9 protein-coding genes are annotated in these 15,660 nt (G+C 72.4%); 5 read left to right on the forward strand and 4 right to left on the reverse strand.

Features of this window, described 5'->3' with window-relative positions:
• Nucleotides 1–141: 141 nt before the first annotated feature.
• Nucleotides 142–675, reverse strand: a complete 534-nt coding sequence (locus AB0I10_RS37080) for an SUKH-3 domain-containing protein (protein WP_363157157.1) — start codon at nucleotides 673–675, stop codon at nucleotides 142–144.
• An 8-nt stretch (nucleotides 676–683) separates the two neighbouring features.
• Nucleotides 684–1,202: a YwqJ-related putative deaminase gene (locus AB0I10_RS37085; RefSeq protein WP_363157158.1), complete on the reverse strand. Its 519-nt coding sequence runs from the start codon at nucleotides 1,200–1,202 to the stop codon at nucleotides 684–686.
• A gap of 320 nt (nucleotides 1,203–1,522) precedes the next feature.
• Here AB0I10_RS37085 and AB0I10_RS37090 point away from each other — a divergent pair, with 320 nt between their 5' ends.
• The 3 genes from AB0I10_RS37090 (at nucleotide 1,523) to AB0I10_RS37100 (ending at nucleotide 7,628) form a co-directional block, all read left to right on the forward strand.
• On the forward strand, nucleotides 1,523–2,500 hold the full coding sequence (locus AB0I10_RS37090; RefSeq protein WP_363157159.1) for an HNH endonuclease: 978 nt from the start codon (nucleotides 1,523–1,525) through the stop codon (nucleotides 2,498–2,500).
• Nucleotides 2,501–2,505: 5 nt separating this feature from the next.
• Nucleotides 2,506–5,589, forward strand: coding sequence for an SUKH-4 family immunity protein (locus AB0I10_RS37095; protein ID WP_363157160.1), 3,084 nt, complete (start codon nucleotides 2,506–2,508; stop codon nucleotides 5,587–5,589).
• Between the two features lie 1,061 nt (nucleotides 5,590–6,650).
• On the forward strand, nucleotides 6,651–7,628 hold the full coding sequence (locus AB0I10_RS37100) for a cellulose-binding protein (RefSeq protein ID WP_363157161.1): 978 nt from the start codon (nucleotides 6,651–6,653) through the stop codon (nucleotides 7,626–7,628).
• 108 nt (nucleotides 7,629–7,736) lie between these two features.
• Here the strand turns inward: AB0I10_RS37100 and AB0I10_RS37105 are convergent, their stop codons facing one another.
• Nucleotides 7,737–9,254, reverse strand: a complete 1,518-nt coding sequence (locus tag AB0I10_RS37105; protein WP_363157165.1) for an MFS transporter — start codon at nucleotides 9,252–9,254, stop codon at nucleotides 7,737–7,739.
• Between the two features lie 355 nt (nucleotides 9,255–9,609).
• On the opposite strand from AB0I10_RS37105, the gene mfd reads away from it, so the two are divergent.
• Nucleotides 9,610–13,164, forward strand: coding sequence for a transcription-repair coupling factor (mfd, locus tag AB0I10_RS37110; RefSeq protein WP_363157162.1), 3,555 nt, complete (start codon nucleotides 9,610–9,612; stop codon nucleotides 13,162–13,164).
• A gap of 25 nt (nucleotides 13,165–13,189) precedes the next feature.
• Here mfd and AB0I10_RS37115 read toward each other — a convergent pair whose 3' ends face one another.
• A complete protein-coding gene (locus AB0I10_RS37115; protein ID WP_363157163.1) occupies nucleotides 13,190–14,701 on the reverse strand; it encodes a DUF2079 domain-containing protein in 1,512 nt (503 codons plus the stop codon).
• 163 nt (nucleotides 14,702–14,864) lie between these two features.
• On the opposite strand from AB0I10_RS37115, the gene AB0I10_RS37120 reads away from it, so the two are divergent.
• The gene (locus AB0I10_RS37120) at nucleotides 14,865–15,599 is read left to right on the forward strand and encodes an HNH endonuclease family protein (protein WP_363157164.1); all 735 of its coding nucleotides are present in this window, start codon (nucleotides 14,865–14,867) and stop codon (nucleotides 15,597–15,599) included.
• The last annotated feature ends 61 nt before the right edge of the window (nucleotides 15,600–15,660 follow it).

Consider the following 15,660-nt stretch of genomic DNA (forward strand, 5'->3'; position numbering starts at 1 on the left):
GCGGTGCAGTCCTAGACAGCTCCACCACACCGGAGGTCTTCGCCATGATCAAGCCCGGCAAGTGTCAACAACGCTCGTGATCAATACAGCTAGGGCCTGTCCGATGGGTCCGGGCCGGGCCCGCGGCGCCTGGCCCGTCCCTCAGTTCCCCGACACCACCAGCCGGCTGGGCCGTGCTCCCAGTACCAGCGTGCCGAGCGCATGGTCGATGTCTGCCCCGAGGTACCAGTCGCCGGTGTGGTCGAGGCTGTAGACGCGTCCTTCGGTGTCGATCGCGAGGGCGGCCTGGCCGAAGGCCGTGCCGCCGCTGGTGGTGATTTCTTCCTGGCCGAGTGGGGCCACGCCGGTGTCGAGGGCGCGGCCGAGGTCGCCGAGGGTGCGGGCGAGGTGGAGGCCGTGGAGGGGGTTGATGGCGAACGGGGTGGGGGCGATGTGGCGGCCGGGGCCGGGGCCGGTGATGCGGAGTCCGCCGAATTCGGCCCAGGCTTCGACGGCGGCGGGGAAGACGGTGTGCTGGTGGCCCGCGGGGGAGGCGTGCGCGCGGAGGGTGTCGGCCCAGTGTTCTGCCTGCTTTATGTCCCAGCGTCCGGGTTGCCAGCCGGCTTCCTGGAGGGCTACGTCGACGGCGGCGGGGAAGCGGGTGGATCCGGCGCGGTCGCGGGTGGCGGGCGGCATGGTGGCGGTCAGCTCCCTGTGGGCGTCGTGTCCCCGATGGGCATGACGCCGAAGTGGGCGAGGAGCGCGTCGCAGGAGCGGCAGGGCGGGGCGTAGCTGCCGTGCTGCGGGTCGCCGTCCTCGCGGATATGGCGTGCGGTGATCTTGGAGTGTTTCAGGGAGCGGCGGGCTTCGCCGTTGGTGAGGGGCTTGCGGGAGGCGCGTTTGCTGCGGCCGGCTTCGACGGCGTTGAGGTGGCGGGAGAGCAGGACGGCTTCGGGGCAGCGTCCGGTGAAGCGTTCGCGTTGTGCGGTGGTGAGGGTGTCGAGGAAGTCCTGGACGAGCGGGTGGAGCGGTGGGGGCTGTTCCGCTTTGCTTGCGGTGCAGGTGAGGGTTTGTCCGCGTACGGACAGGGCGGCGCCGACGGTCGGGAGGATGCCGTCGCGGCGATGACGGAGGGTGGGTACGCGGTCGGTGCCGGCGGTGCCGCTCCAGCCGATGCGGGGGTCGCCGCCGGCGGCGGTCTGGTGGTGTGCGGTGGTGCTCACTCGGTGCTTTCCCTCCCTGCGATCCCCTTGTAGCTGGGGGTCCCCCCGCCGAAGGTGGGGGAGGTCAGCCTGCCAAACGTGCTGGGTGTTGCGGTAGTCGGCCGCGCTGTCGGGGATGTCACTGGTAGGTGACAGTTCGTCGGATGAGAGGGCAACAGGGCTGGTCGGCGGGGTGGTGTGCGGGCGGCAGCGGGCGGCGGGCCGGGGGGTGACGGCGGCGTGTCGGCGGGCTGACGCCGACCGGGCGGGGGCGGGGGAAGGTATTGCGGCACGGCATAGGCTGTGCCCCAAACGCCAGCTTCAGCCAGGGGGCAACCGCGATGACGACAGGTCGGCTCGGGCAGCATGCCGCGCCACCGAACACGGCCTACGCCGGGCAGGTCGTGCATTTCCCGGACCCGGTCCGTGCCTCGCGGTATCCCGCGGGCGTGCGGATGGACGGGAACGGTTTCCCGGAGTTCTCTCCGTATGCGCGGGCGGCGGCGGAGATCGCCGAGCCGCCGGAGGGCTTCGGCGTCGACGAGCTGCGGCTGACGGACTACGTGTCCGCGAACGCCGCGCTGCACGCACAGGGCCATGAGCTGTGGATAGACGTGCCGTCGGTGGCGACGCCGCACGGCTGGACCTGGCATCACGTGGCCGGCACCCGGCGGATGGAGCTGATCCCGGTCGAGGTGAAGGCGCTGCTGCGGCATCACGGCGGGCTAGCGACGGCGGCCGTGGAGCACGACAAGCGCGGTACGCGGCCCTTGCAGGAGACGCGGCCGGCGCATTTCGGAGTGCCGCGGCGTGGTCTGTCCGTGGGTGAGGAGCAGGTGGCGCAGGCCGAGGAGGCGCTGGGCTACCGGCTGCCGGGCGCGTATCGCGCGTTCTTGAAGGCGGCGGGCGGGTGTGCGCCGGTGGGCGCGGCGCTGGACGCGGAGCTGGGCCTGCTGGTGGATCAGCCGTTTTTCACGGTGCGCGATGACGCGGCGGTGAACGATCTGGTCTATGTGAACAAGTGCCTGCGGGACCACTTCACCAAGGACTATCTGGGTGTGGCGTTCGTGCAGGGCGGGGTGGTCGCGGTGAAGGTGCGCGGTGACGCGCTCGGCACGGTGTGGTTCTGCCCGTATGACGATGCGCGGGATCAGGACGGCTGGTCGGTGGCGGAGCGCGTCGAGCGGCTGCTGCTGCCGTGCGGTGCGGATTTTGATGACTTCTTGCAGCGGTTGGCGGGCAATCCGCCGGAGCTGGAGACCGTGGCGAACCTGATGGTGGACGGTGGCTTCGCGCACGCCGTTCCGGTGGGGGGGTGAGCGCGATGGTGACGTTCGCGCAGGCGCAGGAACGCGCGGAGCGCTGGGTCAATGGCGATGTGCCGGCGCCGCAGCATCGTGAGGTGCGGGTGCGGGAGTTCGACCTGGGTTTTGTGGTGTGGGCGGAGGACCGGGAGGACGGTCCGCGCAGCGACGGGGGACGTAGCCGGCTGGTGATCGCACGGGACAGCGGCGAGACGACGCTGTGGCCGGGGCTGCCGGTGGGTGAGGTGATCCGGCGGTTCGAGGAGGAGTACGGCGCGGTGGCGGATGGCGGCCACGGCGCGGGTGAGCCGTCGCCGCAGCGGATCGATCTGGAGGCCACGTCGTTCTTGCTGACGCCGCCGGAGTGGCTGCAGGAGGCGGCGGACGCCATCGGCATTCCGGACCGGCGGGCGCAGGGAGCTCCTGCTGCGGCGCCTTCGGCCGGTGCGCCTGCGGGGGCGTCGCCCGCGGGCCCGTCGGTGGGCTCGGACGCCTGGGCCGATGTCAGTGTGAACGCCGGGGACGGTGCGTCCGCGCAGGCCGGTGGGGGTGTCGTGGAGGCGCCGGGGACGGATGGGGGTACCTCCCCTGCCTTCAGGGCCATGGGGGAGGGCTCGGCTCCCGTCGCGGGTGCCGCTGCCTCCGGTTCCACCGGTGCGTCCGTCACGTCCGGCGGAACGCCATGGGCCGAGGCGGACACGACGACGAACGAGGGCTCCGAGGACCGGTCGGTGGGTCTGCCCGCCACGGTGTTCGCACCGCCGCTCGCCGGATTCGACGAACAGGACGAACAGGACGGCACTCCGCCGGCGGCGCCGCGCTCGCGACCGGAGGCGAAGACCGAACTGCTGCATGGCGGCAGCCAGTTGCCGCGTACGCAGATCGCGCCGGCGCTGGATCTGCCGGGCGGCGAGGCGCCGGACGGCCACGGAGCCTCGGGCGGCCCGGGGGGCCAGGCCGGCGCCGCGGGTCAGGCCCGCCCCGGTGGGTCGCTTCCTCCTCCGCCGATGCCGCCCGCGCCGCCTGCCGGGCCCGCCGGGCAGGGGCTGCCCGATCTGCCGCCGCCGTCCGGCCAGCCGGTCACCGATGTGCCGCCGCCTCAGGGGGCGGCAGGCGCTCCCGGCCCCGCGGTGCCGCCGCCTCCCGCCCCGCCCGTCGGCGGTGGCGTACACGCCGCGGCGACGATGCTGGCCGACGGCTTCTCGCTGCCCGGAAACGCCGGAAACGCCGGTCGCTCCGGCGGCGCTGCGGGACCGCCGCCGCCTCCGGGCGCGCCCGGTACCCCTGGCGCGGGCCGTGCCGGTCAGCGGCAGGACGCCGCGGCCATCGCGGATGCCGAGACGGGCAAGGCCGACGTCCGGCCGTCCGGTGGTCCCGCGCCCTCCGGCCCCGGTACGCCCGGTGCGCCGGCCGGTGGCTACGTACCGACGCAGCTGGTCTCGCAGCTGGACGCGGCGAATCTGGATCTCAGCGCGGTGGACGGCCCCGGGGACGGCGGCGCGCCCGGCGCCGAGCGCGGCCCCGGCGGTACGGGCGGCCCCGGTAGTACGGGCGGCCCTGGTGGCACGGGCGGTCCCGGCGGCGGTGTGCACGCCGCCGCGACGATGCTCGCCGACGGTGCGTCCCTGCAGGCGAGCCTGGCGGGCCAGGGCGGTCCGGGTGGCCCCGGCGTGCCGCCACCGCCCGCGCCTCCCGGTGTGCCCGGTGCACCGAAGCCTCCCGGTGTGCCCGGCGTGCCCGGTGCGTCCGCGGGCGGGCGGGGCTCCGGTGGTCAGGGCGGTCCGCCTCCGCCGCAGCCCCCGCCGAATCCCACCGGTGGCGGTGGCGGCGCGGGCGGAGTGCACGCCGCGGCGACGATGCTGGCCAGCGGCGCGGCGCTGGGCGGTCCGGGCGGCCCCGGTGCGCCCGGCGCCCCTGGAGTTCCCGGCGCTCCTGGAGTTCCCGGCGCCGCCGGAATGCCGCCGTCCGCCGGTCCCGCCGTTCCGCCGCCGGGCGTGCCGGCGGGCCCACCCGGACAGTCCGGCCCGCCGCCCGGTCCTCTTCCGGGACAGCCCGGACCCGGTGTGCCGGGTCCCGGTGGCCCGGGTGCGTACGGCTATCCGCAGGCGCCCAGCGGCCAGCCGACCGTCGGCCCCGGCTATATGGCGGTGCTGAGCTATCGCGCGCCCGACGGTTCCGAGCAGAAGATCGTGCGTCGTTCGGCGCCCGGCACGCCGCACCCGGAGTGGCAGCTGCTGCATGAGCTGCGCGGCATGAACATCCCGCCGCAACAGGTGCTGGAGCTGCACACCGAGCTGGAGTGCTGTGATCTGCCGGGCGGCTACTGCGCCCGGATGATCCGGGAAAACTGGCCCCAGGTGCGGATCAGCCACACCGCCGCGTACGGCCGGGACCATGCGTCGCGGCAGCAGGGTGTGCGTCATCTCGTCGAGCATCAGGGCGAGTTGCACCAGGTCGCGGACGGCCCGGCGCGGCCTGCGCCGGTGCGGGTGCCGTTGCCTCATCCGTCGCAGGTGCAGCCGGTACCGCCGGTTCCGCCGCAGGCCATCGGGCAGGAGCTGGAGCAGGCGTTCGGCCCGCAGGGCCTCTTCCGTTTCGATCAGCGGGCGGTCTCCCGGCACGGCGTGCCCGATGTGGTGGCGCAGATGCTGGTGTGGGCCGGGCTGCCGGTCGACTTCGCGCCGTTCTTCTGGGCGCAGGCGCAACCGGGCCGTCCGGTGCCGACGCTGGCGGAGCTGGCGGCGGAGCGGGGTGTGCAGCCGGCCGCCGACGCGGGCTCGTATCTCGTCATGGGCAATGACTTCGGCCGTCAGCTGTGTGTGCAGTACGGGACCGCGAACATCGTGGCGGTGCCGTTGGAGGCCGGGCCCGGCGGGCAGCCGGCTGCGCCGCAGTTCGTGAACAGTGGGCTGCCGGAGTTCATTCGCTGTCTGGCGATGCTGGGACGGATGTGGCGGCTGCGGTTCGGGCTGACGCCCGAGCAGGCGGGTCGCTGGACCGTCGACTTCCAGGCGCAGCTGGTCGCCCTGGACCCGCCGGCGCTCGGTTCGCCGGAGACCTGGTGGTCGGTGCTGCTGGAGCAGATGTGGGACGGGCTCCTGTAGGCGGCCCGCTCACGCACCGCACGCCGTAAGGCACTCGTGGCGCTCGACCTGCGGGATGGGTCGGGCGCCACGGCCATGCGCATGGGGGTGAGCTGCCCCGACGAATGCGAACGGGAAGCCTGGGGCGGACTTCCGCCCTACCTCCCCCGGCCCGCCTCCCCTTCGCACCTCTCGTCTCGTCCGCACCTTTCATCCGCACCTCCCGTTCGCGCCGTGCGCCGCTGCCTCTGTTCGCACCTTCGCGCCCACCTCCTTGCGCTTTACTCCCTCATTCCCTTGCGCCTCGGTCTCTTGGTCCCTTGCGCCCTTGCTCCCCTGGTCCCTTGCGCCTCGCTCGCCGTCTTCCTTCTTCCTATTCCGGCAACGATTACGGAGAGTGATTGGTTCCTACGGTCTGTTGTCGCCGGGTCGATCTGTCGGGCTGCTGTCAGGGAGTGGGTCGGCCATGGGTCGACAGGCGCCGGCGTACGTCCGGACGTGCTACGCCGACCCGCGGGTGACCTCGGACGGGTGAAGCGGTGGCGGCGGCTGATCGGCGCGGTGGCCGACGAGATGCTCGGCGCCGGTGCGCTCCTCGGTCCGTTCCGGCTGCTGCCCCTTGCAGGTGCCGTCGATGGGGGCGCTGACCGGCGCAAGGGGCCTTGGGCAACGGCTCGGGCGTGGGGGAGTTGGCGGTGGCGGGCCGGCCGATGAGGGAGGCCGCGGGGGGTGGCTGGGCGGCGGTCACGGTGCCGTTCGCGGGGCCCGGTGCGTGGGTGGGTGGCGTCGGGGATGTGCTGCTGTGGGATGAAAACGGGGCAGCTCGGTCGTTCCGGGCGCTGTGAACGATGAGCCGATTCCGACTTCTGGTGCCAATTGACGCATCCTGGGGGGATGAGATGGGCAGAGTGTCGCGATAGGGCCGCTTCGCGCCTATCCAGAAAGATGTGTGCGGGACTGCGTGGAAGTGTGCGAGCCCGCGCGACTGGTGTGCGCGGCGGAGAGGGGCTTGAGGGATGAGTGCATCGGTTTCGCCTCACGGGTTCGAGACCGTACGAGGGCGTGGCTACCGACCGGACGACGTGGACCGTCGTGTGGAGGGGCTGTCAATAGACCGTGACTCATGCTGGGAGCGCGCCGCGCGGCTGACCGTCCTGTCCAACGAGATGGCGGGGGAGTTGTCGGACCTGCTGTCCTATGTGGCGCAGATGCCGCCGCAGACCTACGAATCCCTCGGCGATCAGGCCCAGGTGATCCTCACGACGGCGGAGGCCGCGGCGGCGCGGCTGCGGTCCGAGGCGGAGACGGCGGCCGAGGAGGTGGGCGACGAGGCCGAGGCGTACGCCCGGCAGATCCAGGCCGCGGCGGACAAGGCGGCGAAGACGCTGCGGGCCGAGGTGCAGGAGCAGGCGCGGTGCATCGAGGAGGCGGCGTGGACGGAGTCCGCCGCGGAGGCGGAGGCGGCGGGCCGGGACGCGGAGCAGTGGCGCAGCGAGGCGGCCGCGGAGCTCAAGGAGATGCACCGGCACACCGCGCAGATCTGGCAGGACCAGGAGAAGCAGCAGGCCGATGACTGGGACGCGACCGGGCGGGAAATCGCCGCCTGGGAGGAGGAGCTGGAGCAGCGCGTCGCGGAGCTGGATGCCGAGGGGGAGGCCCGGATCGCTGACGCCCGGCGCCTCCAGGCGGAGATCGAGGAGTCCGCACGGCACAGCCAGGAGGAAGCGGAGGACCACGCCGCCGAACTGCTGGCCCAGGCCCGGGTCCAGGTGGAACGCATCGAGCGCGCCACCGAGCGGATCCTTCGCGAACACGAGGAGGAGCACGCGGAGGTACGGGCCCATATGACGCATGTGCGCAACAGCCTGGCGGCGCTCACGGGCAAGGTGCCGGAGGAGGGCGAGGGGGGCGAGTCGGGCGGGGACCCGGTGGAGGAGCCGCCTCAGGCCGGGGCGCAGCCCGACTCCCCTCCCGAGTCCGGTCCGACCGACACCCGGGCCCCCGTCGACCCCGACAACGAGGACACGCTGGAGACGGAGCTGCCTCGTTTGGACGGCTGAGCGGCGGCTGCCGCCGTGCCCGCTCGATGCCCGTGCGCCCGCTGGTCGAGTAAGTCCTATGTCCCTTCTGGCTCTACGGGCGGACGAAGGGAGATGGGACTTACTCGACTAGATGTCAGCGGGCTCGGCCCGGTCCGCGGCCTCCGCCCCCTCCCCGCCCGTTCGGGCGTCCGCGTGCACCGGGAAGTGCCGGGGCGCCAGCAGGGCGAGGACGATCAGGGCGAGGGCGGCGGCCGCGGCGGCGCCGAGGTAGACGTGGTCGACGGTGGTGTCGACGGCGCGGCGCAGATAGCCGGTGGCGTGGGCGGTGAGCGTGCCGGCGTGTTCCAGGGCGTGTGCCACCGCGTCGAGGTCGTGCGGCAGTCCGGGGCGGATGTCCGAAGGGGCGTGCGCGAGGCGGTCGTTGAGGGTGGAGTTGGCGATGGCGCCGAAGAGGGCCGCGCCGACGGACTGGCCGACCTGGCGGCAGAAGAGGATCGAGGCGGTGGCGGTGCCGCGCTCCGCGTAGCCGACGGAGGACTGGACGCCGATGATCAGGGGCAGCTGGAAGAGGCCGAGGGTCGCGCCGAGCGCCAGCATGATCAGGGCGGGCTGCCAGGCGGCGCCGGGGTAGGGCAGCAGGGGGAAGGCGAGCAGGACCAGGGCGGCGGCGCCGATACCGAGCATCGCGCAGTTGCGGATGCCGACGCGGTTGTAGACATGGCTGCTCAGGGCCGCCGAGACCGGCCAGCTCAGGGTCATGACGGAGAGCACGAAGCCGGCGGCTATCGGGCCAAGGCCCAGCACCGACTGCGCATAGGTGGGCAGGAACACGGTCGGGGCGACCATGAGGAGACCCAGCGCGCCGAGGGCGAGGTTGACGGCCGAGATGGTGCGGCGGCGCCAGACCCAGCCGGGGATGATCGGCTCCGCGGCGCGGCGTTCGATCAGGACGGTGACCGCCCCGCAGAGGGCGCTGGCGGCGAAGAGCAGCAGGGAGGGTGTCGATATCCAGGGCCAGGCGACGCCGCCCTGGACGAGGGCGGTCAGCAGCAGGCCGCCGCAGGCGAAGATGGCGAGCGCGCCGGGCCAGTCGACGCGGGGGCGCTGGGTACGGGCGGGCCGTGGTGTCGTCTCGACGAAATGCCGGGTGATCAGCCACAGCGCCACCGCGCCCACCGGCAGGTTGACCAGGAAGATCCAGCGCCAGTCGGCGTAGGCGGCGAGCAGCCCGCCGAGCGCCGGTCCGGCGACCGCCGAGGCGGCCCAGACCGTGGAGAGCTTCGCCTGGATCTTGGGGCGTTCCCGCATCGGGTAGAGGTCGGCGGCGATGGTCTGGACGGTGCCCTGGAGTGCGCCGCCGCCCAGGCCCTGAAGTACCCGGAAGGCGATCAGGGAGGCCATGTTCCAGGCGCCTGCGCAGGCCAGTGAGCCGACGAGGAAGAGCACGATGCCGGTGATCAGGATGGGCTTGCGGCCGAAGGTGTCGGAGAGCTTGCCGTAGACGGGCAGGGTGACGGTGACCGCCAGCAGATAGCCGGAGAAGAGCCAGGAGAAGACGGCGAAGCCGCCGAGGTCGCCGACGATCTGGGGGATGGCGGTGGCGATGATCGTGGAGTCGAGGGCGGCCAGCGCCATACCGAGCATGAGGGCGGCGACGACGGGTCCGCGCCGGCCGCCCGCCGCTATGCCGCCGTCGCTGTCCCTCGTGGTGCGGCTCACCGGGCCCCCTCCGCGTTGCGTGCAGACGTTGCGTGCAGGACATTGTGTGTAGCGCACACCATTCCATGCCGGGTCAGAGTTCGGAACGGATTTCTCGAAGGATGGGACGCATGAGGGGCGCCCCCGGGGCCGCTGTGCGCCCCCGTACCGCTCCGGCGGCGGGCTGTCGGAGCCCGGGCGTAAGGTGGGCAACCCCGGCCCGTTCCACGTGTCGGGCTGTTCGCGTTGTTCGCCTCATTGATCTCTTCGTTGATCTCCTCGCTGGGACGGAATCTTTTTCATGAGCCTGACTGGTCTGCTCGACGCCGTCGTACGGGACCCGGCGCTCGCCGAAGCGGTGCAGGCCGCGGCCGACGGGCACCGGCCGCATGTGGACCTGGTGGGCCCGCCCGCCGCCCGCGCCTTCGCGGTGGCCGCTCTCGCCCGCGAGTCCGGCCGCCCGGTCCTCGCGGTGACCGCCACCGGCCGGGAGGCCGAGGACCTGGCCGCCGCGCTGCGCACGCTGATGCCGGCCGGCGAGGAACACACCGTCGTGGAGTTCCCGTCCTGGGAGACGCTGCCGCACGAGCGGCTCTCGCCGCGCTCGGACACCGTCGGCCGCCGCCTCGCGGTGCTGCGCCGGCTCGTCCACCCGCGCAAGGACGACCCGACGGCCGGCCCCGTCTCCGTCGTCGTCGCGCCCATTCGCTCCGTGCTCCAGCCGCAGGTCAAGGGGCTGGGCGAGCTGGATCCCGTGAGCCTGCGCATGGGCGACAGCGCCGACCTCGAAGAGATCGTCGACGGGCTGGCGGCGGCCGCGTACGCGCGCGTCGAACTGGTCGAGAAGCGCGGCGAGTTCGCCGTGCGCGGCGGCATTCTCGATGTGTTCCCGCCCACCGAGGAGCACCCGCTGCGCGTCGAGTTCTGGGGCGACGACGTCGAGGAGATCCGCTACTTCAAGGTCGCCGACCAGCGGTCCCTGGAGGTCGCCGAGCACGGGCTGTGGGCGCCGCCGTGCCGGGAGCTGCTGCTGACCGAGGACGTACGCACCCGGGCCGCCGCGCTCGCCGAGCAGCACCCGGAGCTGGGCGAACTGCTGGGCAAGATCGCCGAGGGGATCGCCGTCGAGGGCATGGAGTCCCTGGCTCCCGTCCTGGTCGACGACATGGAGCTGCTGCTGGACGTGCTGCCCGAGGGCTCGATGGCCGTGGTGTGCGACCCGGAGCGGGTACGCACCCGGGCCGCCGACCTGGTGGCGACGAGCCAGGAGTTCCTGCAGGCGTCGTGGGCGGCGAGCGCTGGCGGCGGGGAGGCGCCCATCGATGTGGGCGCGGCCTCCTTGTGGGGCATCGCGGACGTCCGGGAGCGGGCCCGCGAACTGGGCATGATGTGGTGGTCGGTCAGTCAGTTCACCTCTAGTGCTGCCGATGAGGACTTTGAGCTGAACGGCGACACCCTCAAGCTCGGTATGCACGCCCCGGAGACCTACCGCGGCGACACCGCGCGTGCGCTCGCCGACACCAAGCAGTGGCTCGCCGACGGCTGGCGTACGGTCTTCGTCACCGAGGCGCACGGCCCCGCGGCCCGTACCGTCGAGGTCCTCGGCGGTGAGGGCATCGCCGCCCGGCTCGACGGCGAACTCGCCGCGATCAGCCCGTCCGTCGTCCATGTCGCCTGCGGCTCCCTCGACAACGGTTTCGTCGACCCGTCGCTGAAGCTCGTCGTCCTCACCGAGACCGACCTCACCGGGCAGAAGGCCGCCGGCAAGGACGCGGCCCGGATGCCGGCCCGCCGCCGCAAGACCATCGACCCGCTGACCCTCCAGGCGGGCGACTTCATCGTCCACGAGCAGCACGGCGTCGGCCGCTACATCGAGATGGTGCAGCGCACGGTCCAGGGCGCCACCCGCGAGTACCTTCTCGTCGAGTACGCGCCCGCCAAGCGCGGCCAGCCCGGCGACCGCCTCTACATTCCCACCGACCAGCTGGAGCAGGTCACCAAGTACGTGGGTGGGGAGGCCCCGACGCTGCACCGCCTCGGCGGCGCCGACTGGACCAAGACCAAGGCGCGCGCGAAGAAGGCGGTCAAGGAGATCGCCGCCGACCTCATCAAGCTCTACTCCGCGCGTATGGCGGCCCCCGGCCACACCTTCGGCCCGGACACCCCCTGGCAGCGCGAGCTGGAGGACGCGTTCGCGTACGCGGAGACGCCCGACCAGCTCACCACCATCGCCGAGGTCAAGGAGGATATGGAGAAGTCGGTCCCGATGGACCGGCTGATCTGCGGCGATGTCGGTTATGGCAAGACCGAGATCGCGGTCCGCGCCGCCTTCAAGGCCGTCCAGGACGGGAAGCAGGTGGCCGTCCTGGTCCCCACCACCCTCCTCGTCCAGCAGCACTACGGCACCTTCACCGAGCGCTACGGCCAGTTCCCGGTCAACGTCAAGGCGCTGTCGCGCTTCCAGACCGACACCGAGGCCAAGGCCGTCCTGGAGGGGCTGCGGGAGGGCTCCGTCGACCTGGTCATCGGCACCCACCGGCTGTTCTCGTCCGAGACCAAGTTCAAGGACCTGGGCCTGGTCATCGTCGACGAGGAGCAGCGGTTCGGCGTCGAGCACAAGGAGCAGCTGAAGAAGCTCCGCGCCAACGTCGATGTGCTGACGATGTCCGCCACGCCCATCCCCCGTACGCTCGAAATGGCGGTCACCGGCATCCGCGAGATGTCCACGATCACGACACCGCCCGAGGAGCGGCACCCGGTCCTCACCTTCGTCGGCCCGTACGAGCAGAAGCAGATCGGCGCCGCGATCCGGCGTGAACTCCTCCGCGAGGGCCAGGTCTTCTACATCCACAACCGGGTGGAGTCCATCGACCGCGCCGCCGCCCGGCTCCGCGAGATCGTCCCGGAGGCCCGCATCCAGACCGCCCACGGTCAGTTGGGGGAGTCCCAACTGGAGCAGGTCGTGGTGGACTTCTGGGAGAAGAAGTTCGACGTCCTGGTCTCGACGACCATCGTCGAATCCGGCATCGACATCTCCAACGCCAACACCCTGATCGTCGAGCGCGGCGACAACTTCGGCCTCTCCCAGCTCCACCAGTTGCGCGGCCGGGTCGGCCGGGGCCGCGAGCGCGGTTACGCCTACTTCCTCTACCCGCCGGAGAAGCCGCTCACCGAGACCGCCCACGAGCGGCTGGCCACCATCGCCCAGCACACGGAGATGGGGGCGGGCATGTACGTGGCGATGAAGGACCTGGAGATCCGCGGCGCCGGAAACCTCCTCGGCGGTGAACAGTCCGGCCATATCGCCGGCGTCGGCTTCGACCTCTACATCCGCATGGTCGGTGAGGCGGTCGCCGACTACCGCGCTTCGCTGGAGGGCGGCGTGGAGGAGGAGCCCCCGCTCGAAGTCAAGATCGAACTCCCGGTGGACGCCCACGTCCCGCACGACTACGCGCCCGGCGAGCGGCTGCGCCTGCAGGCGTACCGTGCCATCGCCTCCGCCTCGACGGAGGAGGGCATCGCCGCCGTCCGCGAGGAGCTCACCGACCGCTACGGCAAGCTGCCGGAGGCGGTTGAGAACCTGCTGCTGGTCGCCGGACTGCGCATGCTGGCGCGCGCGTGCGGCGTTGCGGACATCACCCTGCAGGGCTCCAACGTCCGCTTCGGGCCCGTGGAGCTGCGCGAGTCGCAGGAGCTGCGCCTCAAGCGGCTCTACCCGCGCACGGTCCTCAAGCCGGCCACCAAGCAGGTCCTGGTGCCGCGCCCCACCACCGGCCGGATCGGCGGCAAGCCGCTGGTCGGGCGGGAGCTGCTGGCGTGGGTGGGGGAGTTCCTGACGACGATCCTGGGGGCGTGACGGCGGGGGCGCGGTGGCCAGGCGGTCACCGCGCCGACGTCCTCCGGAACACCACGATGTCCGCGGCGTCGCCGAGGATCACGTACGTGGACTTGGGGTGGCGTTTCGCGGCGTCCTTGAGGGCCTGTTGCGGGTTGTGGTTGTCGGGCAGCTGCATGGCGATGTAGTCGGGGGAGATGCCGCGGGTGTCGCCTGTCCAGAAGACCCGGGTGCGGTTGGTGAGGTGGCTCAGCGGCCGGATGTCGGACTCCACGGTCGCGTCGTCGGGTATTCGGTCCAGCAGGCGCTCGGCATCGGCGACGGCCGGCGGTTTGCGGTAGGTGGCGGTCTCGGTGAGGCGGGCCAGCGGGAGCGTGGTGGTCAGTGCGAGCGTGGCGGCCAGGACCGCGGCCGGAAGCTGGTGCGCGTACGAGCGGAGCCAGGGCCGCGGCGACATCTGGGCGCGCGGCAGGGCGTCGACGAGGGCGAGGAAGACGACCGGCATCAGGACGGCGTTGTAGTGCCAGTCGATGCCCCAGTAGTGCGGGTCGTGGGAGAGGAACCGCCAGCCGATGGTGGGCAGCGCGACCAGCAGCAGCGGGGAGCGCAGCGCGAGGAGGCCGGTGGTGGGGAGCAGGATCCACAGTGTGGTGTGCAGGGCGGTGCCGAGAGGGATGACGGCGCCGGCGCCGCTCGCGCCGAGCTTGTTCCAGTAGTCGTACGAGCCGGAGCCGTTGAAGCCGGGGATGATCACGCCGAGGGTGACGGCGGTGGCGGTGATGCCGCACGCGACCAGGCCGATCGCCAGCGGCGAGGCGCGGCGGGTGCGTATCAGGGCGAGCGCGCCGATGGCGGCGGCGGTCACCCCCAGGTCCTCCTTGACCAGAGGCAGCGGCGCGGCCCAGCACACCACCGCGGTCCAGCGTCCGCGCAGCACCGCTTCCAGGGCGAACGCGATCAGCGGCAGCGCGAAGGCTATCTCGTGGAAGTCGAAGTCGACGGCTTTCTGAACGCCCCAGGACATCCCGTACGCGAGGCCGAGTGCCAGGCCCCGGCCGCGGCCCAGGTAGCGGGCGGCGGCGCGGGTGACCGGTATCGCGGACAGCGCGAAGAGGGCGGCCTGGGCGATGAGCAGGGTCAGGGGGGAGGGGAACAGTCGGTAGAAGGGGGCGAGCACGACCAGGATGGGGCTGAAGTGGTCACCGAGGACGTTGGTGCCGGGGCCCTTGAGGTCGACGATCGGCGCCTGGAAGTGGGCGTAGCCGCGTACCGCCTGCTCGAAGATGCCCAGGTCCCACGACGAGCTGCCCATCGTGCGGAAGCGGCAGACCGCCAGTACGGCGTACGCGAGGAAGAAGAACGCCGCCGTCCAGTACGGGTCGAGGCGAGGCGCGCGCAGGCGGGCCATGCGGGCACTTCCCGTGCCTCCCCCATGGCCGCGGGGGAGGTCGCGCAGCCGGCGGGCGGTGCGTCGTAGCTGGCCGGGGACGCGGGGACCCGCGCCTGGAACGGCCGGTGCCGGGTCGGTGGTCGACGCCGTTGCTGCGGCCGTGTCCATGGGGGTCCTCACTCTCAATTTCCGAAAAGATACTCGAAGCGGCGAACCGGTCCGGTCCCGCCGCCGCTCCTCCCCGTAGCCTCAGCGCACGGTGGGGGAGTGCCCCGCCCCCGCCCCTACGCTCCCGGATTGGAAGCCCGCCTTGATACGGACCGCGCGACCCGTGACCGCCGCCACCGCCACCGCGCTGGCCGCCCTGCTGACCCTCACCGGCTGTATGCCCGACGACACCTGGGGCGGCAGTGGTTCAGACGCCACGGCGAGGCCGTCCGTTCCCACGGGGGAGCCGAACCCGGGCAGCGCGCTGCGGGCCGTCGCCTCGCTGGACGTCAAGGGGCGGGCCCCGAAGACCGGATACGCCCGGGACCGGTTCGGCTCGGCCTGGGCGGACACCGACGGCAACGGCTGCGGAACGCGGGACGACATCCTCAAGCGGGATCTGCGGGCCACGGCGTTCCGCGACGGGGACTGCGTCGTCGTTTCCGGGACGCTGCCGAAGGATCCGTACACGGGCCGGTCGCTGCGCTACGAGCGGGGCCGCAGCAAGGTCGACATCGACCATGTGGTGGCGCTGTCGGACGCCTGGCAGAAGGGCGCGGCGAAGTGGCCGGGGCGTAAGCGGGTGGCGCTGGCCAACGATCCGCTGAATCTGATCGCGGTGGAAGCGTCGGCGAACCGGCGCAAGAGCGACGGGGACGCGGCGACCTGGCTGCCCGCGTACACGGCGTACCGCTGCACGTATGTCGCGCGCCAGGTGGCGGTGAAGAAGAAGTACGGGCTGTGGGTGACGCGGGGCGAGAAGGACGCGATGGTGCGGGTGCTGAACTCCTGCCCGGGTGAGCGGCTGCCGGGCGGCGGCAGCCCCACGGAGGCACCGGCGCGGTTCTCCGCTAAGTAGCGGGCGGCCGCCCCGCGCACAACGCCGTCGGCCCGGAACCGCGAGGGGAGCGGTTCCGGGC

The sequence above is a fragment of the Streptomyces sp. NPDC050636 genome (genome assembly GCF_040654775.1).
GTDB lineage: Bacteria > Actinomycetota > Actinomycetes > Streptomycetales > Streptomycetaceae > Streptomyces.

Excerpts from the sequence above, each read along its gene's own strand:
- AB0I10_RS37080 (WP_363157157.1), bottom strand. The coding sequence starts at position 675 with ATGCCGCCCGCCACCCGCGACCGCGCCGGATCCACCCGCTTCCCCGCC.
- AB0I10_RS37115 (WP_363157163.1), bottom strand. The coding sequence starts at position 14,701 with ATGGACACGGCCGCAGCAACGGCGTCGACCACCGACCCGGCACCGGCC.
- AB0I10_RS37095 (WP_363157160.1), top strand. The coding sequence starts at position 2,506 with ATGGTGACGTTCGCGCAGGCGCAGGAACGCGCGGAGCGCTGGGTCAAT.
- AB0I10_RS37090 (WP_363157159.1), top strand. The coding sequence starts at position 1,523 with ATGACGACAGGTCGGCTCGGGCAGCATGCCGCGCCACCGAACACGGCC.
- mfd (WP_363157162.1), top strand. The coding sequence starts at position 9,610 with ATGAGCCTGACTGGTCTGCTCGACGCCGTCGTACGGGACCCGGCGCTC.
- AB0I10_RS37105 (WP_363157165.1), bottom strand. The coding sequence starts at position 9,254 with ATGCTCGGTATGGCGCTGGCCGCCCTCGACTCCACGATCATCGCCACC.